A 26790-nucleotide genomic window follows, 5' to 3' on the forward strand; every position below is an offset into this window, starting at 1 on the left:
CGACCGGCGTACGGTGGTCCCCAATCAAAGCCCCATGCAAGGAGAAGCCAGCGATGGCCGAGCTGTTCTACGACGACGACGCTGATCTGTCCATCATCCAGGGTCGCAAGGTCGCCATCCTGGGCTACGGCAGCCAGGGCCACGCCCACGCGCTCTCGCTGCGCGACTCCGGCGTCGACGTCCGCGTCGGCCTGCTGCCCGAGTCCAAGTCCCGTGCCAAGGCCGAGGAGCAGGGCCTGCGCGTGGTCACGCCTTCCGAGGCGGCCGCCGAGGCCGACGTCATCATGGTCCTGGTGCCGGACCCGATCCAGGGCGACCTCTACAAGGAGGTCATCGAGCCCAACCTGAAGGCCGGCGACGCGCTGTTCTTCGGCCACGGCCTGAACATCCGCTTCGGCTTCATCAAGCCCCCGGCGGACGTCGACGTCGCCATGGTCGCCCCCAAGGGCCCGGGCCACCTGGTCCGCCGCCAGTACGAAGAGGGCCGCGGCGTTCCCTGCCTCGTCGCCGTGGAGCAGGACGCCACCGGCAAGGGCCTGGAGCTGGCGCTGTCCTACGCGAAGGGCATCGGTGGCACCCGGGCGGGCGTCATCAAGACCACCTTCACCGAGGAGACCGAGACCGACCTGTTCGGTGAGCAGGCCGTCCTCTGCGGTGGCGCGTCCGCGCTGGTCAAGGCGGGCTTCGAGACGCTGACCGAGGCCGGCTACCAGCCCGAGATCGCCTACTTCGAGTGCCTGCACGAGCTGAAGCTCATCGTCGACCTGATGTACGAGGGCGGCCTGGAGAAGATGCGCTGGTCGGTCTCCGAGACCGCCGAGTGGGGCGACTACGTCACCGGCCCCCGCATCATCACCGCCGACACCAAGGTCGCGATGAAGCAGGTCCTCACCGAGATCCAGGACGGCACCTTCGCCAACGCCTGGATCGCCGAGTACAAGAACGGCCTGCCGAAGTACAACGAGTACAAGAAGGCCGACAGCGAGCACCTGCTGGAGACCACCGGCAAGAAGCTCCGCAAGCTGATGAGCTGGGTGGACGAGGAGGCGTAAGCCCCCGCAGTCCCCGAGCGGCGGGGGTGCCCGAACCAGGGCGCCCCCGCATCTGAGTGCTCGCACGGAATGGTGGCTGGCGTCGCGGGCCGATGGCTCTCGCCTGGCCGGGTTGTCGTCAGTCGCCAGGGCTCCGCCATGGCTCCCTCCTCCGCCCCGCCCAGACTCGGCCCTCGACCCGCTCCTCCATCCAGCCACCATTCCGTGCGAGCACTTGTACGGTTCGTAAGGTCCCGTGCGGGTGATTCCACCGCAGGGGTGCGAGGGCGGTAGCCGACCCTCGCTAGACTCCCGAGTGCGCGTCAGGCCCACAGCGTCGTGCGTCTCCAACGCGGCATGCCACCGTTCCCACCATGCCGTCAGTTCGAGGGTGCCACCCACACCCGTGCGGCAGGGGAGATCCGGACAGTAAGGACAACTGTCGTGAGCGCTGCAACCACCAAGAAGCCTGTCGTACTCATCGCGGAAGAACTCTCCCCCGCGACCGTGGACGCACTCGGCCCCGACTTCGAGATCCGCCACTGCGACGGCGCCAACCGGGCCGAACTGCTGCCCGCCATCGCCGACGTGGACGCGATCCTGATCCGCTCCGCCACCAAGGTCGACGCCGAGGCCATCGCCGCCGCCCGGCGGCTCAAGGTCGTCGCCCGGGCCGGCGTCGGTCTGGACAACGTGGACGTACCCGCCGCCACCAAGGCCGGCGTGATGGTCGTCAACGCCCCGACCTCCAACATCGTCACCGCCGCCGAGCTGGCCTGCGGCCTGCTCATCTCCACGGCCCGGCACATCCCGGCCGCCAACGCCGCCCTCAAGGACGGCAAGTGGGCCCGCGCCAAGTACACCGGCGTCGAGCTGGCGGAGAAGACCCTCGGCGTGGTCGGCCTCGGCCGCATCGGCGTGCTGGTCGCGCAGCGCATGTCCGCCTTCGGTATGAAGATCGTCGCCTACGACCCCTACATCCAGGCCGCCCGCGCGGCCCAGATGGGCGTCAACCTGATGCCGCTGGACGAGCTGCTCGCGGCCTCCGACTTCATCACCGTGCACCTCCCGAAGACCCCGGAGACAGTCGGCCTGATCGGCGACGAGGCGCTGCACAAGGTCAAGCCGACCGTGCGCATCATCAACGCCGCCCGCGGCGGGATCGTCGACGAGGAGGCCCTGGCCTCCGCGCTCAAGGAGGGCCGGGTGGCCGGCGCCGGCCTCGACGTCTACGCCAAGGAGCCGTGCACCGACTCCCCGCTGTTCGCCTTCGACAACGTGGTCTGCACCCCGCACCTGGGCGCGTCCACCGACGAGGCGCAGGAGAAGGCCGGCATCTCGGTCGCCAAGTCGGTCCGGCTCGCGCTGGCCGGCGAGCTGGTCCCGGACGCCGTCAACGTCCAGGGCGGCGTCATCGCCGAGGACGTGCGCCCCGGGCTGCCGCTGGCCGAGAAGCTCGGCCGGATCTTCACCGCGCTGGCCGGCGAGGTCGCCGCCCGCCTGGACGTCGAGGTCCGCGGCGAGATCACCCAGCACGACGTCAAGGTGCTGGAGCTCTCCGCGCTCAAGGGCGTCTTCGAGGACGTCGTCGCCGAGACCGTCTCCTACGTGAACGCCCCGCTGTTCGCCCAGGAGCGCGGCCTCGAGGTACGGCTCACCACGACCAGCGAGAGCCCCGAGTACCGCAATGTCATCACCGTCCGCGGCACCCTGACCGACGGCCGCGAGGTCGCCGTCTCCGGGACGCTGGCCGGGCCCAAGCGGATCCAGAAGATCGTCGGCGTCGACACCTTCGACGTGGACGTGGTGCTCACCGAGCACATGGCCTTCTTCCGCTACGACGACCGCCCCGGCGTGGTCGGCACTCTCGGCCGCCTGCTCGGCGAGGCCGGGATCAACATCGCCGGCATGCAGGTCTCCCGCGACGACGAGGCCGGCGACTCGCTGGTCTCGCTCACCGTGGACAGCGAGATCCCGCAGCCGGTGCTGAACGAGATCGCCACCGAGATCGGCGCCAAGTTCGCCCGCTCGGTGAACCTCAGCGACTCCTGAGCAACCCGCTCCACCCCAGCGCCCCGCAGGCCGTTCCTCAGGCCCGCGGGGCGCTGTGCGTTCGGCGGCCGGATGATCCCGTCTCAGATAGTAGGAAATCCAAGTAGTTCTGCAGACAGTCGCGGTCCCTTGTCGTACCGTGAAGTAGTCGGACGATCCGCTGTATCCACAGCCAGTTCCGAACGGCCCTTGTCGCGGGCGACCCCTGCGCGGCCCCTGCCCCACCATTCCCCCGTGTCAAGAACCACCCCCTCGCGTCAAGAACCGTCCCTCGCGTCAGAGGAGTCCCCTCATGGACCAGCAGCGCCCGCAGACCCCCGCCCGTCCCCAGAACAACGACCGCGCCAATGCCATGGCCGCGCTGCAGCGGGCCCTGGACCGCCGTGACAACGGCGGCGCGACCGGCCACCGGTAGCGGTCCTCAGGCCGCAGGCCACCGGCAGCAGCGTCCAGATACCGGACGGTCGATGCCCACCTGCTGGAACCAGGAGTAAGGTCCCGGGCATGTCTCGCACTCTCCGCCTCGCAGTGATCCCCGGTGACGGCATCGGCCAGGAAGTCGTCGCCGAAGGGCTCAAGGTCCTCGCCGCCGTCCTCCCCGCCGACTCCAAGGTGGAGACCACCGAGTACGACCTCGGCGCGCGCCGCTACCACGCCACCGGCGAAACCCTCCCGGACAGCGTGCTGGAGGAGCTCAAGCACAACGACGCCATCCTGCTCGGCGCGATCGGCGACCCCTCGGTGCCCTCCGGGGTGCTGGAGCGCGGGCTGCTGCTCAAGCTGCGCTTCGCCTTCGACCACCACGTCAACCTGCGCCCCGGCAAGCTCTTCCCGGGTGTCGCCTCCCCGCTGGCCGGCGACCCGCAGATCGACTTCGTGGTCGTCCGCGAGGGCACCGAGGGCCCGTACGTCGGCAACGGCGGCACCCTGCGCACCGGTACCCCGCAGGAGATCGCCACCGAGGTCAGCCTGAACACGGCGTTCGGCATCGAGCGGGTCGTCCGCGACGCCTTCGCCCGGGCCCAGGCCCGTCCGCGCAAGAAGCTGACGCTGGTCCACAAGAACAATGTGCTGGTCCACGCCGGCCACCTGTGGACCCGGATCTTCCACGCGGTCGCCACCGAGTTCCCCGAGGTCAGCACCGACTACCTGCACGTGGACGCGGCGACGATCTTCTTTGTCACCCAGCCCGAGCGCTTCGACGTGATCGTCACCGACAACCTCTTCGGCGACATCCTCACCGACCTGGCCGCCGCGGTGACCGGTGGCATCGGCCTCGCCGCCAGCGGCAACATCAACCCCGGCGGCGAGTTCCCGTCCATGTTCGAGCCGGTCCACGGCTCGGCCCCGGACATCGCCGGACAGGGCAAGGCGGACCCGACCGCCACCGTCCTCTCGGTCGCGATGCTGCTGCAGCACCTCGGCCTGACCGAGGAGGCGGCCCGGATCGAGACCGCCGTCGCCGCGGACCTCGCCGAGCGCATCGGGAAGCCGTCCCGTTCCACCTCCGAGGTCGGCGACGCCCTCGCCGCGCGAGTAGCCGGCTGACCAGCCGGCACTGCGCCAGGACCCCACAGCGGTCCGGAAGTAAGCATGCCGAGACCCGGCTGGTCAGCAACGCCCTGTGACCCCCGGTACCACCGGTACGCACCCTTCCGGGCCGCTTCGTCGTCTCCCGCCGGAGCGACTGTTCGATCGGCCCGGGAAAGTGCGACCATCGACCCTGGGCCCCCTCCGCGATGAATGAGAGCGGCCCGCCTGACGACACGGTGAAGGACGTAACGCCATGACCTCCCCCATCGAGACCATTGAGATCGAGCTCAAGCCCTCGGCCCACCCGCTCGCCGCCGAGGAACGCGAGGCCCGCCTCGCCAACCCCGGCTTCGGCCGCTTCTTCACCGACAACATGGTGACCATCCGCTGGACCGAGGGCCGCGGCTGGCACGACGCGCAGCTGGCCCCGTACGCGCCGCTGGAGATCGACCCGGCGAGCGCGGTCCTGCACTACGGCCAGACGATCTTCGAGGGGCTGAAGGCGTACCGGACCGCGGACGGCAGCATCCAGACCTTCCGCCCGTTCGCCAACGCCGCCCGCTTCCAGGCCTCCGCGCGCCGGCTGGCCATGCCGGAGCTGCCGCAGGAGGCCTTTGTCGCCGCGGTCGAGGCGCTGGTCGCCCAGGACGCGGCCTGGGTGCCGAGCCAGGACGAGGCCAGCCTCTACCTGCGCCCGTTCATGATCGCCGCCGAGGTCGGCCTCGGCGTCCGTCCGGCCAACGAGTACCTGTTCATGGTGATCGCCTCCCCGGCCGGCGCCTACTTCAGCGGCGGGGTCAAGCCGGTCTCGGTCTGGCTCTCCGAGGAGTACGTCAGGGCGGCGCCCGGCGGCACCGGCGCGGCCAAGTGCGGCGGCAACTACGCCGCCTCCCTGGTCGCCCAGGCCCAGGCCGCGGAGCAGGGCTGCGACCAGGTGGTCTGGCTGGACGCGGTGGAGCGGCGCTGGATCGAGGAGATGGGCGGGATGAACCTCTACTTCGTCTTCGGCGAGGGCGCGGACGCCCGGATCGTCACCCCCGAGCTGTCCGGCTCGCTGCTGCCCGGCATCACCCGGGACTCGCTGCTGAGCATCGCCGACGACCTCGGCTACGCCACCGAGGAGCGGAAGATCTCCACCGACGAGTGGCGCGACGGCAACGCCGACGGCACCCTCACCGAGGTCTTCGCCTGCGGCACCGCCGCGGTGATCACCCCGGTCGGCTCGGTCAAGTCCGCCCGCGGCCACTGGACCATCGGCGACGGCAACCCCGGCCCGGTCACCCTGAAGCTCAGGGAGACCCTGCTGGCGCTGCAGACCGGCCGCCGCGAGGACACCCACGGCTGGATGCACCCGATCGCCTGAGCAGCCCGCGTCGGGGACGGCCGGTCCCGCATCCTGAGACCGGCCGTCCCGCGCGGCGTGGCTGTGGCACACTGCTGGTGTGTCCTCGCTCTCGCTCATTATTGGCAGCAGGCGCGCCGGTCCGCAGTGACCGCTCCGCACGATCGACCCGTGCCGGAACGGACACCGTGTCACAAGACCCGCGCGCAGACCTCTCGCATCCGCGAGGGGTCTTTTTGTTTGCCGACGCGATCCCACAAGGAACCGTTCGGCGGCCAGAGTGCACGCGGCGAAGGCGACAGCGACCGTGATCCTGGGTACACCCCAGGCCCCCCGTGGCGCCCCCGGCAGGCATCCCAGCCCGCCGGGGGCGGACCCGGACCCAGCCCCCGGACAGGAGAACCAGGCAATGAGCCTCAGCGACGACTTCCACGTCTTCGACACCACCCTGCGAGACGGTGCGCAGCGCGAGGGCATCAACCTCACCGTCGCCGACAAGCTCACCATCGCCCGCCACCTGGACGACTTCGGGGTCGGCTTCATCGAGGGCGGCTGGCCCGGCGCCAACCCCCGGGACACCGAGTTCTTCGCCCGCGCGGCCGGCGAGCTGGAGTTGAAGCACGCCCAGCTGGTCGCCTTCGGCGCCACCCGCCGCGCGGGCGGCGACGCGGCCACCGACGCCCAACTGGCCGCCCTGGTGGCCTCCGGGGCCCCGGTGGTGACCCTGGTCGCCAAGTCCCACGACCGCCATGTCGAGCTGGCCCTGCGCACCACCCTGGACGAGAACCTGGCCATGGTCGCCGACAGCGTGCGCTTCCTGCGGGAGCAGGGGCGCCGGGTGTTCATCGACTGCGAGCACTTCTTCGACGGCTACCGGGCCAACCGCGACTACGCCCTGGCCGTGGTCCGCACCGCGCACGAGGCGGGCGCCGACGTGGTGGTGCTCTGCGACACCAACGGCGGGATGCTCCCGGCCGGGGTGCACGCCATCGTCGCGGACGTGCTGGCGCAGACCGGGGCCCGGCTCGGCATGCACGCCCAGGACGACACCGGCTGCGCGGTGGCCAACACCCTGGCCGCGGTGGACGCCGGGGCCACCCAGGTGCAGTGCACCGCCAACGGCTACGGCGAGCGGGTCGGCAACGCCAACCTCTTCCCGGTCGCCGCGGCGCTGGAGCTGAAGTACGACCGCCGGGTGCTGCCCGCGGGGAAGCTCGCCGAGATGACCCGGATCTCGCACGCCATCGCCGAGGTGGTCAACCTCACCCCGTCCACCCACCAGCCGTACGTCGGGGTCTCCGCCTTCGCCCACAAGGCCGGGCTGCACGCCTCCGCGATCAAGGTCGACCCCGACCTCTACCAGCACACCGACCCGGCCCTGGTCGGCAACCGGATGCGGATGCTGGTCTCCGACATGGCCGGCCGCGCCTCGGTCGAGCTCAAGGCCAAGGAGCTCGGCTACGACCTCTCCGGCGACCGCGACGCGGTGGGCCGGATCGTGGCCACCGTCAAGGAGCGGGAGAACCTCGGCTACACCTACGAGGCCGCCGACGCCTCGTTCGAGCTGCTGCTGCGGGACGAGGTGAACGGCAACCGGGTCCGCTTCTTCGCCCTGGAGTCCTGGCGCACCATCGGCGAGCAGCAGGCGGACGGCAGCCAGGCCAACGAGGCCACCGTGAAGCTCCATGTCCAGGGCGAGCGGATCATCTCCACCGGGGAGGGCAACGGCCCGGTCAACGCCCTGGACATGGCCCTGCGGGCGGCGCTGGAGCGCTTCTACCCGCAGTTGGCGGCGCTGGAGCTGGTGGACTACAAGGTCCGGATCCTGGAGGGCGAGCACGGCACCACCTCGCAGACCCGGGTGCTGGTCACCACCAGCGACGGCAAGGACGAGTGGTCCACGGTCGGGGTCGCCCAGAACGTCATCTCGGCCTCCTGGCAGGCCCTGGAGGACGCCTTCACCTTCGGCCTGCTCCGGGCGGGCCTGGAGCCCTAGCGGGCCCTGGCAGAGACGCTGAGGGGCCGTCACGCAGCGCGTGACGGCCCTCAGCGTTCTCGGCTAGCGCAGTCGTGCCAGCAGCGCGTGTTCGACGAGGGTGATCAGTGCGGATTTGGCGCTGTCGCGTCGGCGGGCGTCGGTGGTGATGACGGGGGTGTCGGGGCCGAGTTGGAGTGCTTCGCGGACTTCTTCGGGGTTGTGGGTCTGGTTTCCGTCGAAGGCGTTGAGGGCGACGACGAAGGGGAGTCCGCTGTTTTCGAAGTAGTCGATGGCGGGGAAGCAGTCGGCGAGGCGTCGGGTGTCGACCAGGACGACGGCGCCGATGGCGCCGCGGACGAGGTCGTCCCACATGAACCAGAAGCGGTCCTGGCCGGGGGTGCCGAAGAGGTAGAGGATCAGGTCCTCGTCCAGGGTGATCCGGCCGAAGTCCATCGCCACCGTGGTGGTGGTCTTGTCGGCGACATGGCTGAGGTCGTCGATGCCGGCCGAGGCGCTGGTCATGACCGCCTCGGTGCGCAGCGGGTTGATCTCGGAGACCGCTCCGACCAGGGTGGTCTTGCCCACCCCGAAGCCGCCCGCCACGACGATCTTCGCTGAGGTGGTTGTGCGGCGGGCTCCGTTGGCAGCCGGTGGGGCGGGCCTAGAGCTTGCGAAGTCCACTGAGCACCCTTTCGAGCAGTGTCACGTCTGGCGTGCCACCGGATTCGCCTCCGGCGGCGGGTTGGTGGATCGCCACCAGGCCGGATTCGGCCAGGTCGGCGACGAGAATGCGGGCCACGCCGAGCGGCATGGAGAGCAGCGCCGAGATCTCGGCCACGGACTTGATGTCCTGGCAGAGATTGCAGATCCGCTGGTGCTCGGGGAGCAGCGAGACGATCCGCTCCGGCGCCGCGGTGGTGGAGACCAGGGCCTCGATGGCCAGCTGGTAGCGCGGACGGGTCCGGCCGCCGGTCATGGCGTACGGGCGGATCAGCGGCTCCTCGTCCGGCTCGGGCTCCTGGTGCGGCTGGTGCTTCCAGTCGTCCGCGTACGAGGGCCGACTCGGATAGCCGGATCCGGTGCCGCTGGTGGTGGGGGCGTTCGGCGCCGGGTTGGCGGTGCCGCCGTTGGCGTAGGGGTTGTCCTGGTAGCCCGGGGAGGGCGCGCCGTAGCCCCGCTGGTCCTGCTCATGGCCGTAGTTGCCGGGGTAGTTGGGCGCGGGCGGGTAACCGCCGCCGCCCGGACCACCGAACGCGTCGTGGCCTGTACCGGGATAGCCGGTTCCGTACTGGCCGTTCTGGTCCTCGGGCGGTGTCACGGTTCCTCCTCACAGTGGAGCGACAGGGGAGTTGCGGCTCTTGCTGGTGGTACGCGGTGCTGGTCGGGCCGGCCGGGGGAGCCGTCGGTCAGTGGAGCAGGCTGCCCTGGAGCTCGGCCCTGAGAGCCGGGGTGAGCACCGTGCCGGCGCGGTCGACGAGGAGGGCCATTTCGTAGCCGACCAGGCCGATGTCGCTGTCGGGTGAGGCGAGTACGGCGAGGGAGGAGCCGTCGGAGACGGCCATGATGAAGAGGAAGCCGCGTTCCATCTCCACGACGGTCTGGGTGACCCGTCCGCCCTCGAAGATCCGGGAGGCGCCCTGGGTCAGCGACGTCAGCCCGGAGGCCACGGCGGCGAGCTGGTCGGCACGGTCGCGGGGGAAGCCCTCGGACATGGCGAGCAGGAGGCCGTCGGCGGAGACCACCACCGTGTGCGACACCCCGGGGGTGTTGTCCACGAAGTTGGTGATCAACCAGTTCAGGTTCTGTGCCGCCTGTGACATCTGACTCACTGCTAACGCTCCGGGTGGTTCGGGCTGCCGAAGAGATCGGCGCCGCCGTGCTGGTCGGGGGAGGGGGTGTCGCCCGCGTTGTGTCCCTGCTGGATGCCGCGGCGCAGGTTGGTGAGCCGGCCGCGGACCTCCTCGGGGGATCGGGACAGCTGCGGGGAGACGGCAGTAGCGGCGTTGCTGGGCTCCGCGACATTGCCGGGGAGCAGGTTCTGCCGGGGCACGCGGCGGGGCAGGCCGGCCGGGGTGGTGCCCCCGGTGGACGGCTCGGCCGCGGCGGCCACGGGCGGGACGAACACGGGAGCGGACGGCGGGGTGGGGACCTGCTCGTCCTCCTCCTCGCGGGCGCCGGTGAACCAGTTGGGGCGCTCGCCGGCCTCGCGGTCACCGATCGCCCGACCGCCGCCGAGGGCTTGGCCGGGACGGCGGGTGGGCAGCGAGCCGAACGAGCCGTTGGCTGCCGGAGCGGGCGCCGGGGACGGCCGCTGGGGCAGGGCGGGCGGAGTAGTGGCGGCGGGTCGGGGAGCGGGGGCTGGGGGGCCACGGGCGCCTCGGTAGCGGGTGCGGGGGCGGACTGCAGGGGTTCCGAGTAGTACGGGTGTCCGTACTGGGTCTCGGGTTCGGGCTGGTAGGGCGGGTACTGCTCGTGCTCGTACTGCTCCGCGCCGTACTGCTGCTGGGCGCCGTACCCCTGGGCGGGGTACGGGTCCTGGGACGCGAAGGGGTCCTGGAAGCCGGTCGACTCGAAGTCGGCGGCGGTGTAGCGGCCCGCCTCGTAGGAGGCGTCCGGGGCCGGGTACGACGGCGCGGTCTCGGCGTAGCCCTGGGGGCCGCCGAACGACTGGTCGAACGCGCGCTCGTCGAACTCTGCGGCGGCATAGGGCTCGGGGGCGTAGGGCTCGGGGAAGGCCTCGGCCGGGTGCGGCTGCTGGACCGGCTGCTGCGGGGCCGGCGCCGGCTGCGCGGGCCGCCCGCCCTGCTGCGGCGGCTGCCCGCCCTGCTGGGCCTGGGCTGCCTGGGCGGCCTCCTGCGCCGCGGGCTCCAGCGCCGCCTGCTCGCGCCGGTGGCCGAGCCGCATGGTGCGCTGCATCAGGTCCGGTCCCGCGCCGACCTCCGCCGCCGGCCGCTCGTAGCGGCTGTCGTCGAAGCCCAGCTCGCTCGCGGTGCGGTTGTCCGGGTCGGCGTAGGTGCCGTTCTCGGGCTCGCCGTAGATCCGGGAGACGGTGAACTGCTCCTCCGGCTCGGCCATCCGGGGCACCTGGGTCAGGTGGTCCGGGATCATCACCAGCGAGGTGGTCCCGGCGGACTCGCCGGAGGGGCGGAGCTGGACCCGGATGCCGTGGCGCTCGGCCAGCCGGCCGACCACGAACAGGCCCATCTGCCGGGACACCGAGGCGTCCACGGTCGGCGGGTCGGCGAGCTTGCTGTTGATCGCGGCGAAGTCCTCGGCGGTGAGGCCGATGCCCTTGTCGTGGATCTCGACCAGCACCCGCTGGTCCGGCAGCCGGGTCGCGGTGACCCTGACCCTGGTCTGCGGGCTGGAGAAGGTGGTGGCGTTCTCCAGCAGCTCGGCGAGCAGGTGCACCATGTCGGTGACGGCGGGGCCGATCACGTCCGTCTCGGGGATGCCGCTGAGCTCGATGCGCTCGTACTGCTCCACCTCGGAGGCGGCCGCGCGCAGCACGTCCACCAGCGGGATCGGGTCGGTCCAGTCGCGTCCGGCCGACTCGCCGGCCAGGACCAGCAGGTTCTCGCCGTTGCGGCGCATACGGGTGGCCAGGTGGTCCAGCTTGAAGAGGCTCTCCAGCTGGTCCGGGTCGGCCTCGTTGTTCTCCAGCTCGGTGATCAGGCCCAGTTGGCGCTCGATCAGGCCCTGCGAGCGGCGGGAGAGGTTGGTGAAGATCGCGTTGACGTTCCCTCGGAGCAGTGCCTGCTCGGAGGCCAGCCGGATCGCCTCGCGGTGGACGTCGTCGAAGGCGCGGGCGACCTCGCCGATCTCGTCCCGTCCGGTCAGCGGGATCGGCTGGACCGTGGTGTCGACCCGCTCGGGGTCGGTCTTGGAGAGCTTGCGGACCAGGTCCGGCAGCCGTTCGGCGGCGATGCTCTGGGCGCTGTCGCGCAGGGTCCGCATCCCGCGGACCATGGAGCGGCCCATCAGGTAGACCAGCACACCGGCCACCAGCATCAGCGCGAGCGCCTCGGCGGTGATGGTCAGCGCCTGCCGGTTGGCGTCGCTCTGGGCCTGCTTGGCGTCGGCGACGACCTGGTCGGTGATCGCCTTCTCGACCGTGCGCTCCTGCTGGGTCCGCGAGCTGGCCAGCGCGAACCAGGCCTCGGGGGTGATCCCGGCGGGCTTGAGGTTCTTCTTCGTGACCATGTTGACCAGGGTGTTCTCGGCCGGCCCGATGCCCTGCCCGATCACGGTGTTCTTGTACAGCTTCACGTCGCTGGGCACACCGGAGATCAGGAACTGGTTCTCGGTGGTGGCGGTGAGCCGGTTGGCCACCTGGATCGCCTCGGCGAGCTGGAGCGGCATCTGGTTGGTGACCAGCGCGATCGTCACGTAGTTGCGCTCGGTGGAGGTGGAGGCCTTCTCCAGGGTCAGCGCGTAGAGCTCGCGGCCGCGGCTGTTGATGTTCTTGTCGCTGAAGAACAGCTCGTTGTCGAGGCCCATCAGCTGCAGGTACATCGCCGAGTACTGGAGCTCGGTGTCGATCGGGTCGATCTTGGTGTTGCCGTTGACCCGGAGGTTGGAGAGGTTCTTGGACACCTGGGTGTGGAAGTCGTTCAGGTCGTTGGCTATCTGGCCGTCCGACTTCACCCCCTTGGCGTCGTTGTCCATGGTCGCGATGTCGGCGTTGGTCTGCTGCCGCGCGGCGAGCACCTTGGGGTCGTTCTGGATGCCGTGCAGCTGCGGGATGACGGCGAGGTCGCCCTCGTTCTCCATGTCGTCCGCCACCGCGGCGGCGTCGCGCACCAGGATGGCGACCTTCTCGTTCTGCGCGGCCGCGCTGGCCAGGTCCAACTGGTCCTTGACGCGCAGCCCGGCGAAGGCCATCGCGGTGAGCACCGGGACGAGCACGATGGCCGTCAGCCGGGTGGGCACCCGCCAGTGGCGGAAGCCCCAACGGGAGCCTCCGTCCGCCACGGGAAGGGGAACGGCCTGCCGCGGTCCGGGGTCTGCCTGCTTCTGCCTCACTCGACAACAACCTCTCGGCCGGGCGGCCATTTCTGATGCGTGCTACTGATCTGCGCGGATCGCTGGAATTTCAGCACGTACGCGGTGTACGGGCCAAACACCTGGGCCAGGTCCGCATCCTGACGATAAATCGGACATAAAGCCCCACCTGCGGCGAATGCACACCCTTTGGTGGGCGCTGTGTACACATCCGGTCACAAGGGGTGAAACCTGTGGGGGAATTGCGTGTCGAACCGTTATGCAAACAGGACCCCCGGAGGGGTCCTTCCTAGCGCAGTCGTGCCAGCAGCGCGTGTTCGACGAGGGTGATCAGTGCGGATTTGGCGCTGTCGCGTCGGCGGGCGTCGGTGGTGATGACGGGGGTGTCGGGGCCGAGTTGGAGTGCTTCGCGGACTTCTTCGGGGTTGTGGGTCTGGTTTCCGTCGAAGGCGTTGAGGGCGACGACGAAGGGGAGTCCGCTGTTTTCGAAGTAGTCGATGGCGGGGAAGCAGTCGGCGAGGCGTCGGGTGTCGACCAGGACGACGGCGCCGATGGCGCCGCGGACGAGGTCGTCCCACATGAACCAGAAGCGGTCCTGGCCGGGGGTGCCGAAGAGGTAGAGGATCAGGTCCTCGTCCAGGGTGATCCGGCCGAAGTCCATCGCCACCGTGGTGGTGGTCTTGCCGCTGATGTGGGTCAGGTCGTCGATCCCCGCGCTGGCCGAGGTCATCACGGCCTCGGTGCGCAGCGGGTTGATCTCGGAGACCGCTCCGACCAGGGTGGTCTTGCCCACCCCGAAGCCGCCCGCGACGACGATCTTCGCCGAGGTGGTGGCCCGCCGGGCGGCGACGGGTGGCGCGGGCGCGAAGGGCGCCGCGGGCCTAGAGCTTGCGAAGTCCACTGAGCACCCTTTCGAGCAGTGTGACGTCCGGAGTGCCGCCGGTCTCGGAGGCGGCGGCCGGTTGGTGGATCGCGACCAGGCCGGCTTCGGCCAGGTCGGCGACAAGGATGCGGGCCACGCCGAGCGGCATGGGCACCAGGGCGGAGACCTCCGCCACGGACTTGACCTCACGGCACAGCTGGACGATCCGGGCGTGCTCGGGGAGCAGCGATCCGGCCCGGTCGGCCTGCGCCGTGGTGGAGATCAGCGCTTCGATCGCCAGTTGGTACCGGGGTCTGGTCCGGCCACCGGTCATGGCGTACGGCCGGACCAACGGCTGCCGGGCCGGCCCCTGCGGGGTGCCGTGCGCGTTGCCGTGCTGGCCGTAGGCGTTGCCGTACGGACCGGTGGAGCCTTGGGGCGGGGTCATCTGTCCTCCTTGAGCTGCAGCGGTCCGTCGTGCCACTCCGCGGCTGGCTGGTGGTGCCTGAGGGGGTTCGGTGCGGTGCGGGTCAGTGGAGCAGGCTGCCCTGGAGCTCGGCCCGCAGGGCCGGGGTCAGCACGTCGCCGGCGCGGTCGACGAGGAGGGCCATTTCGTAGCCGACCAGGCCGATGTCGCTGTCGGGTGAGGCGAGTACGGCGAGGGAGGAGCCGTCGGAGACGGCCATGATGAAGAGGAAGCCGCGTTCCATCTCCACGACGGTCTGGGTGACCCGTCCGCCCTCGAAGATCCGGGAGGCGCCCTGGGTCAGCGACGTCAGCCCGGAGGCCACGGCGGCGAGCTGGTCGGCACGGTCACGGGGGAAGCCCTCGGACATGGCGAGCAGGAGGCCGTCGGCGGAGACCACCACCGTGTGCGACACCCCGGGGGTGTTGTCCACGAAGTTGGTGATCAACCAGTTCAGATTGTGTGCCGCTTGGGACATCTGGCTCATCTGAGTCAACGCTCCTGGGGGTTGCTGCCGTACGGGCCACTGCCCCGGTTCGGCTGGTTGGCCTGGTGCGGCGTGGCCGGGTTGTGGTTGTCGCCGCCTGCCTGACGGCCCTGCTGGATGCCGCGGCGCAGGTTGGTGAGCCTGCCCCTGACCTCCTCGGGGGAGCGGGAGACCTGGGCCTGGGGGCCCTCGGCCGGGGTGGACTCGGCCGTGCCCGGCACGAGGTTGGCCTGCGGCACCCGACGCGGCAGCCCGGACGGAAGGACTCCGCCCGCGCTGGGCTCGCGCACCTGCTCGGCCCGGCGCCACACCTCGTCGTTGGCCGAGGCGCGCCACTGTCCGGCGGCGGTCGCGCCGGCCGGCGCGCCCTCCGCGGTGCCGCGCTGCGGCAGCGGACGCTGCGGGGGCGCCCCGAACGGGGCCTGCTCGGCGACCGGAGCCGCCGCGGGCGCCGGAACGGCCGAGGTGGACGGACGCTGCGGCTGGTACGGCTGCGGCCGCTGGGGGGCGGCCGCAGCCTGCTGCTGCGGGGCCTGGGCCTGCGGCGCCGCCGCGTCCGGAGCCTGTCCGGCGGCCTCGCCGTACACCTGCACCGCGCGCATCCGGTCGGCCCGGCCGCTGCGGAACCAGTTGGACTCCATCGCCTCGAAGATCGGCGAGCTGCCGGCTCCGGCCTCGGCCGGCGGCAGGGCCCGGGTCAGCGGGTGGTTCGCCACGTCCTGGGACACCACGGCCGGGGGCAGCGCCATCGGCGGCTGACCCTGCTGCGGTGCCGTCGGCTGCTGCTGCTGCGGCGGCCTGACCTGCTGCGGCGGCTGCGGCTGGGGGACCTGCGGCAGCTGCTGCGACTGCTGCGGCTGCTGCTGCGGCGGACGCGGGGCGAACTGCTGCGGCTGCTGCGGCGCGGGCCGCGGCGGGATCGGCCGGGCCGGCTCCTCGTCGAAGTGCGGCCTGGCGAACTGCGCCGTGCTGTCCGCACCGCCCAGGGCGTCCGCGGGCTGCGGGCGTCCGGCGGGCGAGCCGTGCTGGGGCTGCTCGGCCCACAGCGCGCGGTCGTCCGGGGGAGCGGGCTGCTGCTGACGCTGCGGGGGCTGCTGCTGGGCCTGCACCGGCTGCGGCTGCTGCTGTTGGGGCTGCGGCTGCTGCGGGGACGGGGACGGACCTCCCTGCGGGCCCTGCGGCCGGCGCGGGCCGCCGGGCTGGCCCTGCGGACCTCCCTGCTGGCCGCCCATCGGGGAGGAGCCCTGCGGCAGCCCCGGCGCGTTGCCGCGGCGCGGCAGACCGGGCTGCTCGGGGGACTGTGGCGGAAGCGGGGTGCGGCCGGGCGCCTGCGGCACCGCGCCGCGCTGCTGCGGGCCGCGGACCGGGGGAGCGCCCTGCATCGAGCCCTGCATCGCGTTCTGCTGCTGGGCGCCCTGCGGGCCGCCCTGCTGCGGGGACTGCATGCCGCCCTGCGGGCGCTGCTGGCCGGGGCCCTGCGCACCGCCGCGGCGCTCGGCCGCGTTGGTGACGTCCACCGGCAGCATGACCAGCGCGGTGGTGCCGCCGGAGTCGCTGGGGCGGAGCTGGATCCGGATGCCGTGGCGCAGCGAGAGTCGACCGACCACGAACAGGCCCATCCGGCGGGAGACGGAGACGTCCACCACCGGCGGGTTCGCCAGCCGCTCGTTGATCTCGGCCAGGTCGTCGGGGGAGAGGCCGATGCCGGTGTCGTGGATCTCGACCAGTACCCGGCCGTCCGGCAGCGCGTGTCCGGTGACCCGGACCCTGGTCTGCGGGCTGGAGAACGAGGTCGCGTTCTCCAGCAGCTCGGCGAGCAGGTGGACGAGGTCGTTGACGACCCGTCCGGCCACGTCGGCGGTGGGCACCGAGGCGAGTTCGATCCGCTCGTACTGCTCCACCTCGGAGGCGGCGGCACGGAGCACGTCGACCAGCGGGACCGGCCGGGTCCACCGGCGGCCCGGGTCCTCACCGGCGAGGACCAGGAGGTTCTCGCCGTTCCGGCGCATACGGGTGGCGAGGTGGTCCAGCTTGAAGAGGCTGGCCAGCTGGTCCGGGTCGGCCTCGCGGCTCTCCAGTTCGGAGATCATCGACAGCTGACGCTGGATCAGGCCCTGCGAGCGGCGGGAGAGGTTGGTGAACATCGCGTTGATGTTGCCTCGGAGCAGGGCCTGCTCGGCGGCCAGGCGCACCGCCTGCGCGTGGACCTGGTCGAACGCGCGGGCCACCGAGCCGATCTCGTCGGTGGTGTTGATGCCGATCGGGGCGACCGAGGTGTCGACGTCCTGCGGGTCCGACTCGGACAGGATCCGGACCAGCTCGGGCAGCCGGTGCTCGGCCACGTCCTCGGCGGCGGACTGCAGCGTGCTCAGGGTGCGGACCATGGAACGGGCCACGATGGCCGCGCCGAGCACGGCGACGAGGAGGACCAGGGCGATCAGCACCGCGTTGATGATCGCGTCCTGCTGGGCCGCGCTCCGCAGCGAGAGGACCTTGCTGTTGAGCTGCTGGACCAGGATCGACTCGTCCGCGTTCATGTTGGTGATCTGGGTGGTCGCCTCCGCGTTCCAGTCCGTGTAGGACGGCGGAATGCCGATGCCGCCCCAGCCGTCGGCCGCGTTCACGATGTTCTTGACCACGTTGTCGGCACGGGTGACGTTGATCGCGTTCAACCAGGCGCCGTCCAGGTTGTTGGCCTGGGTGACGCCGTAGAGGCGCTCGAACGTCGACTTGGTGCTGCTGGCGCTGGCGAAGGCCGAGGCGACGTACGCCCGGTCGCCGGGGCTCAGCTGGGTGGGGCCGGTGCCGGCCTTGATGGACCGGTCGTTGTTGGCCAGACCTGCGGCGATGACGGCGCGGACGACCGAGCGGTCGTCCTTCCACTTGGAGAACTCCTGCAGCGACCGGGTGGCCTGGACCAGCTCCGAGTTGGAGGAGGCCAGCGCGAGGTCCTGGCTCAGCGCCAGCAGCGGCTGGATCAGGTTCTCGTACGCCTCGACCGAGGCCTCCGCCTCGGTGCCGGTGGCGCGGCTGCTGAAGGCGGTCTTCCGAATCGTGTCCAGCTGGTTCAGCTTGGTGTCGATGTCGGTGATGTCGGCGCCGTCGGCCGGCAGGTCGGACTTGTCGAGCGACTCCACCAGCTTGGTGAACGCGGTCTGCCGGGTGGTGGTGGTCTTCTGGTCCTGCAGGATCGTGTCCGAGGAGGAGTCCTGCGAGTACATGATGGTGCCGGCCATCTCGTCGCGCTCGGTCTGCAGCGCGGTGGCCAGCAGCGTCGCGGCCTGGGCGACGTTACCCAGCTGGGCCACCTTGCCCAACTGGTCCTGGGTCTGCAGCGACGACTGGATGCGGAAGCCACCGAGCACGATGGCCGCGACCACGGGGAGCACCAGCAGCGCCATCAGCCGGGTGCGGATCCGCCAGTTGTTCAGCGCATAGCGCCTCGCGCCGGATACCCGCGTGGGGGCAAGGCGTCCTATTCGGGCCTTCGCGCCGTCGGCCGACCGCTGTCGGCCGTTCGTCGCGCTGTCCCGACCGGTGTCGATTGGGGGAGTCGCCGGAGACTGCTGGCGAACGGCTGCTTCGCGGTCCGCCGGGTCGCCCGGGCCGCCGCCACCCCTCTTGATACGTCCCTGCACTAGCGTCGCAACCTCTGGACCAGGCGCCCCCCGCGAGAACGCGGACAGGACGGTGTCGAGTTTCGGGCGGGCAAGGATCCGGTATATGGACCCTGTTGAGTGCCCGTGTGCCGCCTTTGGAATGGGCCCCGGCGCTGGCAGTGGCGCAGTGGAGGGGTGGCCTCCGGCGGTCCGTGGAATTTCAGCACAGTGCCGGACCAGCAACAAGGGGCCACACAGGGTAGCCAGTTCGGCTACTCTCCGCACCGCCCTCTTGACAGACTGTGCGCCTTCCCCCTGGCATATGGAACCTTTCGGACAGCTGACCGATCCTTGCACTCCAGCGAAGGTGACACCCTGTGATGATTTTGTCCGGTCTGTACGAGATGTCGGATTTTGAACTCAGAGCACAATGTCGTAACTGTCGGAACTCACCGCCACATAAGTGACCAAAATCACAGGGGGGGAGGTAGTGCGAGGCGGCTCGCATGTGGAATGAGATCCTGATGAGCAACCTGTCCGACCATCTGCCCCTGTGAGGTAGTCCGCGTGTCCACCAAGACGACGATGAGCTTCCGTCCGACCGCCAACCCGCGCCGGACGACTCTCGCCTCCCTGCCCGCAGACGGGGCCCCGGCTCTGCGCAGCTCCGCCGCCGATCAGGAGGAGCTGCCCCGGCAGACCGCGAACCCGCGGCGTACCAACCTCATGGTGGCCCCGATCCGGGTGGCTGTCCCCGAAACCGTCTGAGGACGTCCCCGAGGACTTTCCCGAGGCCCTGCCGGAGCAGATCCGGCAGGGCCTCCGCCATGCCTGCGGATAGGCTGGCAACAGCTCCACAGCAGTTCCGTCCGCAGTTCCGGCCAGTCCGAGGGGTCAGCAACCACCGTGCGTATCGCCAGGTTTTCCAGCGAGGGGACCGTTTCCTTCGGCGTCGTCGAGGGCGACGCCGCCCAACCCGAGACGCTGACCCTGCACGTCCTCTCGGGCCACCCCTTCGGCGAGCTCCAGCCCACCGGCCAGGTCCTCCCGGTCAAGGACGTCCGACTGCTGCCGCCGATGCTGCCCAACAAGATCGTCGCGGTCGGCCGCAACTACGCCGCCCACGCCGCGGAACTGGGCAACGAGGTCCCCGAGGTCCCGCTCACCTTCTTCAAGCCCTCCACCGCGGTGATCGGCCCCACCGAGAACATCGCCTACCCGCCGTTCTCCGACGACGTCCAGTACGAGGCCGAGCTCGCCGTGGTGATCGGCCGGATGTGCCGCGAGGTGCCGCTGGAGCGCGTGCCCGAGGTGGTCTTCGGCTACACCTGCGCCAATGACGTCACCGCCCGCGACGTCCAGCAGCGCGAGGGCCAGTGGGCCCGGGCCAAGGGCTTCGACACCTCCTGCCCGCTCGGCCCTGGATCGAGACCGACCTGGACCCGGCCGACCTGGCCATCACCTGCACCGTCAACGGCGAGCTGCGGCAGGCCGGACGCACCTCGCAGATGGTGCGCTCGGTGGCCGAGCTGATCGTCCACATCTCCGAGGCGATGACCCTGCTCCCCGGGGACGTCATCCTCACCGGCACCCCCGCCGGCGTCGGACCCCTGAACGTCGGCGACGAGGTCGCCGTCTCCATCGAAGGCATCGGCACTCTCACCAACAAGGTGATCAAGCGTGGCTAACACCGTCAGCGCCCCCGACCCCGCCGTCCGGGTCCGCTTCTGTCCCTCCCCGACCGGGAACCCGCACGTCGGCCTGGTCCGCACCGCCCTCTTCAACTGGGCCTTCGCCCGCCACAACGGCGGCAAGCTGGTCTTCCGGATCGAGGACACCGACGCGGCCCGCGACTCCGAGGACTCCTACGACCAACTGCTCTCGGCGATGCGCTGGCTGGGCTTCGACTGGGACGAGGGCCCCGAGGTCGGGGGTCCCCATGCCCCGTACCGGCAGTCGCAGCGGATGGACATCTACGCCGACGTCGCCGCCAAGCTGCTCGCGGCCGGCCACGCCTACCGCTGCTACTGCTCCACCGAGGAGCTGGACGTCCGCCGCGCCGCCGCCCGCGCGGCCGGCAAGCCCTCCGGCTACGACGGCCACTGCCGCGCGCTGACCGCGGAGCAGGTCGCGGCGTACGAGGCGGAGGGGCGCAGCCCGATCGTCCGCTTCCGGATGCCCGACGGCGCGATCACCTTCACCGACCTGGTGCGCGGCGAGCTGACCTTCACCCCGGACAACGTGCCCGACTACGGCATCGTCCGGGCCAACGGCGCTCCCCTCTATACCTTGGTGAATCCTGTGGACGACGCGCTGATGGGGATCACCCATGTGCTGCGCGGCGAGGACCTGCTCTCGTCCACCCCGCGCCAGATCGCGCTCTACGCCGCGCTCGCCGGGATCGGCGTCGCCACCGGCCCGGCCCCGCAGTTCGGACACCTCCCCTATGTCATGGGCGAGGGCAACAAGAAGCTGTCCAAGCGCGACCCCGAGGCCTCGCTCAACCTCTACCGCGAGCGCGGCTTCCTGCCCGAGGGCCTGCTCAACTACCTGGCGCTGCTGGGCTGGTCGCTGGCCGAGGACCGGGACCGCTTCTCCATGGCGGAGATGGTCGAGGCCTTCGACATCGGCAAGGTCAACGCCAACCCGGCCCGCTTCGACCTGAAGAAGGCCGAGGCGATCAACGCCGAGCACCTGCGCGGTCTGGCCCCGGCCGAGTTCGTCCGCCGGCTGGTCCCGTACCTGGTCGCCTCCGGACACTTCGCCGCCGAGGGCCCCACCGACGCCCAGTTGGACCTGCTGATCGCCGCCGCGCCGCTGACCCAGGAGCGGATGGTCGTCCTCGGCGAGGTCTCCGGCATGCTCGGCTTCCTCTTCGTCGCCCCCGAGGACTTCGCCCTCGACCCGGCCGACGCGGAGAAGGTGCTCACCGCCGACGCCCGCCCGGTGCTGGCCGCCAGCATCACCGCGCTGGACGCGCTGGAGGGCTTCGACCCGGACGACATCCAGGCCGCCCTGCGGGCCGCGCTGGTGGAGGGCCTGGGCATCAAGCCCAAGTTCGCCTTCACCCCGCTGCGGGTCGCGGTCACTGGGCGCCGGGTGTCCCCGCCGCTGTTCGAGTCCATGGAACTGCTCGGCCGGGACGAGACCCTGCGCCGTCTGCACGCCGCCCTGGACCGGGTGGCAGACTGACCGCATGGGGATAACGGGGCTGCTCTGGGACATCGACGACACGATCTTCGACTACACCGGGGCGGAACGCCTCGGTGTCCTCCAGCACCTCTCCGACGAGGGCCTGCTCGGCGAGTTCGACTCGCCCGAGCAGGCCCTCGCGCTGTGGCAGGAGGACATGGAGCGGGCCTACGCCCGCTTCCTGGCCGGGGAGCTGTCCTTCCTGGACCAGCGCCGCGAACGGGTTCGGCTGTTCCTGGAGCAGATCGACCGCTCGCTCCCCGACGTGGACGCCGTGGACTCCTGGTTCGGCCGCTACGTCCGCTGCTACGAGGCCCACTGGCGGATCTTCCCCGACGTGCTGCCGGTGCTGGACCTCCTGCAGCACCGCTACGCACACGGCCTGCTGTCCAACTCCTCGACCCGGCACCAGCACCGCAAGCTCAAGAAGCTGGGCCTGCGCCGCCGCTTCAGCTCGCTGGTCTGCTCCGACGACATCGGCTCCGCCAAGCCCGCCGCGGCGGCCTTCCTGGCCGGCTGCGCGGCCCTGCGCCTGCCGCCCGACCAGGTCGTCTACATCGGCGACAAGCTCACCACCGACGCCCTCGGCGCGCTCGGCGCGGGGCTGCTCCCGGTGTGGATCGACCGGCCCGCCACCGACCCGGCGCCGGCCCCGTCCGGGGTCCACCGCATTCACACCCTCGCTGACCTGCCGGGACTGCTGGAAGTAATCGATTTTGGTGCGATGCCCCCATCGGGTAATGTTCTTCTTGTTGCGCCGCCCGGGAGGGACGGTGGGAGAACCAGAAACTCTCATCAAGATCACCTGGACAGGCCAATGGGGTATGGTGTAATTGGCAGCACGAGTGATTCTGGTTCATTTAGTCTAGGTTCGAGTCCTGGTACCCCAGCGTAAGATCCCGCCCCCGTTGTGTAGCGGCCTAGCACGCTGCCCTCTCACGGCAGTAGCGCCGGTTCGAATCCGGTCGGGGGTACGCACCACTCAGCAGTACCGCAGGAATGATCAAGCCCCCGTTGTGTAGCGGCCTAGCACGCTGCCCTCTCACGGCAGTAGCGCCGGTTCGAATCCGGTCGGGGGTACCAGATCCTCCACCCTCACCATCGGATCGATCGAATCTCCGAGGCGACGAAGCAGGATCACCAAAGCTTGCCCCCGTTGTGTAGCGGCCTAGCACGCTGCCCTCTCACGGCAGTAGCGCCGGTTCGAATCCGGTCGGGGGTACGTGAGGACAGCAGGCCCCCGGCTCCGGTCGGGGGCCTGCTGCGTTACCCGGCCGGGTGTTATTGATCATGGTCTTGATCAGGTAGTGTTCTCCACGGAGCATCCACACGGGAGACCGGGTGGATTTTCTATGGGGTATGGTGTAATTGGCAGCACGAGTGATTCTGGTTCATTTAGTCTAGGTTCGAGTCCTGGTACCCCAGCAGTTCAAGCCAGCATGGCAGGCAAAGTGAAGGCCCGAGAGGGCCTTTTCGTGTTTTGAGAGGCCGGCAGCGCGCATGGCTAAGGGCAAGAAGGTCGCACGTCCACCCCTGCTGGCGCTCAGTCAGGTCAGCCGTCACTACGGCGGCAGGGTCGCCCTGCATCCCGTCAACCTCAACCTCGCCGCGGGCGAGTGCGTCGCCCTGGTCGGCCACAACGGCTCCGGGAAGTCGACGATGCTCCGGCTCGCCTCCGGGCGGGACACCCCGACCAGCGGCACGGTCAAGCTCGACGGCGTGGTCATGGACGAGAACGACCCCCGGGTCCGCGCCCGGCTCGCGGTCGTCGGCGATCTCTCGGCCTGCTACCCGGATCTGACGGTGCGTGAACACCTGGCCCTGGTCGCCGTCTCGCACGGCGTCGAGGAGCCGCTGACCTGGGTCGACCGCGCCCTCGCCGACCGCGGCCTGGCCGAGCACGCCGAGGCGCTGCCCAACTCGCTCTCCTCGGGCCAGCTCCAGTCGCTGCTGCTGGCCTGCGCCCTGGTCCGCCCGCGCGACCTGCTGATCCTGGACGAGCCCGAGCAGCGGCTCGACCCCGGCGCCCGGCAGCGCCTCGCCGACCTGCTGAAGGCCGAACTCGCGGACGGCGTCGCGGTCCTGCTCGCCACCCACCACCCGGATCTGGCGATGCACGTCGCCGACCGGGTGCTGCTGCTGGAGGACGGCGCGCTGCTGGCCCAGGGCGCCCCGCAGGCCGTCCTGCCCACCGCGTTCCCCGGCCTGGCCATGGGGAGCGCCAGGTGAGCATCGCGGACGGCGCCCCCCAGGAGGAGCAGGAGCAGGAACTCCAGCAGGAGGAGCTGCCCGAGCCGGAACCCTGGGTGGACTGGACCGACGACACCCTGGCCCTGCTGCGCGCCCTGCGCGCCCCGCACCGCCGCTCCCGCGCGGGCCAGATCGGCTATGTCGTCTACGTCGGCATGATGCTGGTGCTGACCTGGGGCGGGATGCTCTCCCTCGGCGCCTTCGCCAATGCCTCGATGGGCGCCGACTACACCGGCCACGACGCCCAGTTGCTGGCCGCGCTCCCGGCCGGGGTCTGCGCCCTGGGCCTCGGCCTGATCCTGGTGGTGGCCAGGGACGCGCTCTGGCGCGGCCCTGTGGTCGCCCCCCGGGCCACCGTCGACTGGCTGCTGAGCCAGCCGGTCCGGTCGGGTCCGGTGCTGCGCCCGTGGTTCTGGATCTCCTGTGCGATCGCGCTGGTGCCCGGGCTGCTGGCGGCGGCCGGGTCCGGGGTCGCGCTCGGGCTGATGGACAAGACCGGCTTCCTGCCGGCCTTCGGCTGGGCGCTGATCGGCGGGGTCTGCCTGCCGCTGCTGGCGACCTGCTGCGGCGTGGCCGTCGAGCGCTACGCCGGCGTCGCCCGCTTCGTCCGCCGGGCCTCGCCCTTCGTGGCGCTGCTGGTGCTGCTGCTCGCGGTGCAGAGCGTGCTCGGCTGGATGGGCCACGGCAACAGCGTCCTGGAACGGGCCGAGATGTGGTCCGGGCCCTGGGGCTGGGCCGCGCTGGTCGGCCTGGCGCCGAGTTCCGCCGCGGTCTCCGGCGGCTGGCTGGCGCTGGTCCCGCTGTTGGCGCTCACCGCCGTCGCCATGCTGCTGGCGTACCGCGCCGCGGCCGGCATCCCGCTGGGCAGCCTGCGCGAGCGGGCCCGGGCCGCGGCCGGGGTCGCGGCGGCGCTGCGCACCGCCGAACTGCGCTCGGCGCGGATGGTGCTGGCGCAGTCCGGGCCGAGCGGACGCCGGGCCAGGCTGCGGATCCCGCCGCCCACCCGGGCCTGGCTGGCCGTCCCCTGGCGGGATGTGACCGCGCTGCTGCGGGCGCCGTCCAGGGTCGGCCGCGCGGTGCTGTTCTCGGTCCCGGCGCTGCTGCTGGTGCCGGTGGTGGCCGCGGCGACCGGGCTGGACCGGCTGCTGCTGACCGCGGTCTCGGTGTCCTTCGGCTATCTGGCGGCCGCGCAACTCGCGGAGCCCGCCCGGGTCGAGGCGGACGATCCGCGCCGGGCCGGCTGGTCCCCCTATCCGTACGGCGAGCTGATGCTGCGCCACGCCGTCGTCCCCGCGCTGGCCAGCGTGCTGATCGCCGCGCTCGGGGCCGGTGTCGCCGCCGCGCTCGGGGCCGGCGCCGCGGTCTGGATGGCCCCGGTGGCGGCGCTGCCGCTGACCGCCGCCGCCATGGTCAACGCCTGCCGCGGGCCCTCCCGGGTGGAGCTGATGTACACCCCGACCGGGATGGGCAGCATGGGCCCGTTCATCTTCCTGGCCTGGTACGCCGCCGGACCGGTCACCCTGGTCCCGGCGATGGCGGCCGCGCTGGGCATCGGCCACGGCCCCGGCGCGATCAGCGGGGTGCTGTGGTGCCTGCTGTTCGCCGCGGTCCTGCTGTACTGGTCCTACCAGCGTGCGCTGACCCTCTCCGGTCGGCACCGTCCCAAGGACTGACTTGTCTGCGTCCATGACCAGAACCACAGGACCGGGCCGGGGTGAAGCCGCCCCGACCCCCTCCCACCGCTTCCGGGCCCCGCGCGGCGCCCTGCGGGACGCCGCCCCCGCCCTGGTCGGCTACGTCCTGGTGCGCCTGGCCGGGCTGCTGCTGGCCTTCTGGTACGGCAGCACGCACGACAAGCAGACCCTGGTGCGGCTGGGCACCTTCTGGGACGCCGGCTGGTACGTCCGCATCGTGCAGACCGGCTACAGCGTCGGTGACGGCTTCATCGGGATGCACAACATCCCCTACTCCCCGCGCGCGTTCTTCCCACTGTTCCCCTGGCTCGCCGACGCGGTCCGCTGGGTGCTCCCGGTCAGCCCGGGGACGGCGCTGGCGCTGGTCTCCAGCGCCGCCTCGCTCGCCGCCGCCTGGGGCATCCACGCGGTCGGCCGGTTCTGCTACGGCCGCCGGGTCGGGGTGATCGCCGCCGTGCTCTGGGGCGTGCTGCCGCTCGCGGTGCTGGAGAACACCGCCTACTCCGAGGCGCTGTTCACCGCCCTGGCGGCGTGGACCCTCTACGCGGTGCTGACCCGCCGCTGGCTGACCGCCGGCGTGCTGTGCCTGCTGGCGGGGCTGAGCCGGCCCAGCGCCATGGCGCTGACGGCCGCGGTGGGCCTGGCCGCGCTGCTGGAACTGGTCGCCTGCCTGCGCGGCCGCGGCTCGGGGCACTGGCTCCGACCGCTGGTCGCGGGCCTGCTCTCGCCGCTGGGCTGGGCCGGCTACATGCTCTGGACCGGCTGGGTGCTCGGCTCCTGGGGCGCCTACTTCCACATCCAGCAGGCCTGGGCGTCCAGCTTCGACGGCGGCGGAACCAGCCTGCACTGGTTCGAGGACCTGCTGTTCGGCTCGCGGGCGGTGTCCGGGATCCCGCTGTCCGACGCGGTGATGGCGCTGACCCTGGCCTGCTACCTGGTGCTGTTCGCGCTCACCCTGGTGCACCGGCAGCCGCTCCCGCTGCTGGTGTTCAGCGCCGCGCTGCTGGTCATCGACCTGGGCAACGCCTCTCCCGCCCCGCCGTTCGCCCGCTTCCTGCTGCCGGCCTTCCCGCTGCTGCTGCCGCTCGCGGTCTCCCTCGGCCGGCTCCGCTCGCGCGGCTCGCTGGCCGTGGTGCTGGGCTCGGCGACGCTGCTCTCGGGGCTCTACGGGGTGTTTGTGCTCTTCATCGGGGGAGCGCCGGGCTGAGCCGCGGCCAGAACCGCGGCCAGAACCGCGGCCGGGAGCCGCTGCCGGCCCGCCGCGGAACGCGCAAGGGCCCGTCCTGCGGTCAGGACGGGC

General features: G+C 71.2%; 18 protein-coding genes, 5 tRNA genes and 3 pseudogenes. 18 read left to right on the plus strand and 8 right to left on the minus strand.

Annotated elements, in window-relative coordinates; translation table 11 throughout:
- Positions 1-53 precede the first annotated feature (53 nt).
- The 6 genes from ilvC to cimA all read left to right on the plus strand — a co-directional run bounded on the left by ilvC (position 54) and on the right by cimA (position 7954).
- Complete coding sequence (gene ilvC / locus ACXKR8_RS33405; protein WP_458268303.1) at positions 54-1052, plus strand: ketol-acid reductoisomerase; 999 nt, start codon at positions 54-56, stop codon at positions 1050-1052.
- A gap of 423 nt (positions 1053-1475) precedes the next feature.
- Positions 1476-3083 carry a phosphoglycerate dehydrogenase gene (gene serA, locus ACXKR8_RS33410; protein WP_458268304.1) on the plus strand — a complete coding sequence of 536 codons (1608 nt, stop codon included), beginning with the start codon at positions 1476-1478 and terminating at the stop codon, positions 3081-3083.
- Between the two features lie 292 nt (positions 3084-3375).
- The gene (locus ACXKR8_RS33415) at positions 3376-3498 is read left to right on the plus strand and encodes a hypothetical protein (protein ID WP_458268305.1); all 123 of its coding nucleotides are present in this window, start codon (positions 3376-3378) and stop codon (positions 3496-3498) included.
- An 89-nt stretch (positions 3499-3587) separates the two neighbouring features.
- The gene (locus ACXKR8_RS33420) at positions 3588-4631 is read left to right on the plus strand and encodes a 3-isopropylmalate dehydrogenase (protein ID WP_458268306.1); all 1044 of its coding nucleotides are present in this window, start codon (positions 3588-3590) and stop codon (positions 4629-4631) included.
- Between the two features lie 250 nt (positions 4632-4881).
- On the plus strand, positions 4882-5979 hold the full coding sequence (locus tag ACXKR8_RS33425) for a branched-chain amino acid aminotransferase (RefSeq protein WP_458275147.1): 1098 nt from the start codon (positions 4882-4884) through the stop codon (positions 5977-5979).
- 388 nt (positions 5980-6367) lie between these two features.
- Positions 6368-7954 carry a citramalate synthase gene (gene cimA, locus ACXKR8_RS33430; RefSeq protein WP_458268307.1) on the plus strand — a complete coding sequence of 529 codons (1587 nt, stop codon included), beginning with the start codon at positions 6368-6370 and terminating at the stop codon, positions 7952-7954.
- Between the two features lie 63 nt (positions 7955-8017).
- Here cimA and ACXKR8_RS33435 read toward each other — a convergent pair whose 3' ends face one another.
- The 8 genes and pseudogenes from ACXKR8_RS33435 to ACXKR8_RS33470 all read right to left on the minus strand — a co-directional run bounded on the left by ACXKR8_RS33435 (position 8018) and on the right by ACXKR8_RS33470 (position 18156).
- Positions 8018-8617 carry a GTP-binding protein gene (locus ACXKR8_RS33435; protein ID WP_458268308.1) on the minus strand — a complete coding sequence of 200 codons (600 nt, stop codon included), beginning with the start codon at positions 8615-8617 and terminating at the stop codon, positions 8018-8020.
- Complete coding sequence (locus tag ACXKR8_RS33440; RefSeq protein ID WP_458268309.1) at positions 8598-9254, minus strand: DUF742 domain-containing protein; 657 nt, start codon at positions 9252-9254, stop codon at positions 8598-8600. The genes ACXKR8_RS33435 and ACXKR8_RS33440 overlap by 20 nt, the downstream gene beginning before the upstream one ends.
- 88 nt (positions 9255-9342) lie before the next feature.
- A complete protein-coding gene (locus ACXKR8_RS33445; protein WP_370084116.1) occupies positions 9343-9756 on the minus strand; it encodes a roadblock/LC7 domain-containing protein in 414 nt (137 codons plus the stop codon).
- Between the two features lie 1278 nt (positions 9757-11034).
- A pseudogene (locus ACXKR8_RS33450) lies at positions 11035-12910 on the minus strand (sensor histidine kinase); the annotation flags it as partial.
- Positions 12911-13229: 319 nt separating this feature from the next.
- Entirely contained in the window at positions 13230-13841 is a 612-nt protein-coding gene (locus ACXKR8_RS33455; RefSeq protein WP_458268311.1) for a GTP-binding protein, read from the minus strand.
- Positions 13822-14250, minus strand: a complete 429-nt coding sequence (locus ACXKR8_RS33460; RefSeq protein ID WP_458268312.1) for a DUF742 domain-containing protein — start codon at positions 14248-14250, stop codon at positions 13822-13824. The genes ACXKR8_RS33455 and ACXKR8_RS33460 overlap by 20 nt, the downstream gene beginning before the upstream one ends.
- An 82-nt stretch (positions 14251-14332) precedes the next feature.
- Positions 14333-14755: a roadblock/LC7 domain-containing protein gene (locus ACXKR8_RS33465; protein ID WP_034090093.1), complete on the minus strand. Its 423-nt coding sequence runs from the start codon at positions 14753-14755 to the stop codon at positions 14333-14335.
- Between the two features lie 5 nt (positions 14756-14760).
- The gene (locus tag ACXKR8_RS33470; RefSeq protein WP_458268313.1) at positions 14761-18156 is read right to left on the minus strand and encodes a sensor histidine kinase; all 3396 of its coding nucleotides are present in this window, start codon (positions 18154-18156) and stop codon (positions 14761-14763) included.
- 765 nt (positions 18157-18921) lie between these two features.
- On the opposite strand from ACXKR8_RS33470, the gene ACXKR8_RS33475 reads away from it, so the two are divergent.
- The 12 genes and pseudogenes from ACXKR8_RS33475 (at position 18922) to ACXKR8_RS33530 (ending at position 26697) form a co-directional block, all read left to right on the plus strand.
- Positions 18922-19122 carry a hypothetical protein gene (locus ACXKR8_RS33475; protein WP_458268314.1) on the plus strand — a complete coding sequence of 67 codons (201 nt, stop codon included), beginning with the start codon at positions 18922-18924 and terminating at the stop codon, positions 19120-19122.
- A gap of 138 nt (positions 19123-19260) precedes the next feature.
- Positions 19261-20042: pseudogene (locus tag ACXKR8_RS33480) on the plus strand (fumarylacetoacetate hydrolase family protein).
- Positions 20035-21546 (plus strand): glutamate--tRNA ligase, encoded by a 1512-nt coding sequence (gene gltX / locus ACXKR8_RS33485; protein ID WP_458268316.1) that lies wholly within the window; start codon positions 20035-20037, stop codon positions 21544-21546. The pseudogene ACXKR8_RS33480 and the gene gltX overlap by 8 nt, the downstream one beginning before the upstream one ends.
- A gap of 4 nt (positions 21547-21550) precedes the next feature.
- Positions 21551-22162, plus strand: a pseudogene (locus tag ACXKR8_RS33490) (HAD family hydrolase); the annotation flags it as partial.
- 202 nt (positions 22163-22364) lie between these two features.
- Positions 22365-22436: transfer RNA gene (locus tag ACXKR8_RS33495), tRNA-Gln, on the plus strand.
- A gap of 11 nt (positions 22437-22447) precedes the next feature.
- A tRNA-Glu gene (locus tag ACXKR8_RS33500) sits at positions 22448-22520 on the plus strand.
- A 33-nt stretch (positions 22521-22553) separates the two neighbouring features.
- A tRNA-Glu gene (locus tag ACXKR8_RS33505) sits at positions 22554-22629 on the plus strand.
- A gap of 66 nt (positions 22630-22695) precedes the next feature.
- Positions 22696-22768: transfer RNA gene (locus ACXKR8_RS33510), tRNA-Glu, on the plus strand.
- A gap of 131 nt (positions 22769-22899) precedes the next feature.
- Positions 22900-22971 (plus strand) — tRNA-Gln (locus ACXKR8_RS33515).
- Between the two features lie 75 nt (positions 22972-23046).
- Positions 23047-23775 carry an ABC transporter ATP-binding protein gene (locus ACXKR8_RS33520; protein ID WP_458268318.1) on the plus strand — a complete coding sequence of 243 codons (729 nt, stop codon included), beginning with the start codon at positions 23047-23049 and terminating at the stop codon, positions 23773-23775.
- Entirely contained in the window at positions 23772-25469 is a 1698-nt protein-coding gene (locus tag ACXKR8_RS33525) for a DUF6297 family protein (protein ID WP_458268319.1), read from the plus strand. Before ACXKR8_RS33520 ends, ACXKR8_RS33525 begins: the two co-directional genes overlap by 4 nt.
- 13 nt (positions 25470-25482) lie before the next feature.
- A complete protein-coding gene (locus ACXKR8_RS33530; RefSeq protein ID WP_458268320.1) occupies positions 25483-26697 on the plus strand; it encodes a glycosyltransferase family 39 protein in 1215 nt (404 codons plus the stop codon).
- The last annotated feature ends 93 nt before the right edge of the window (positions 26698-26790 follow it).

The organism is Streptacidiphilus sp. PAMC 29251 (assembly GCF_054208735.2).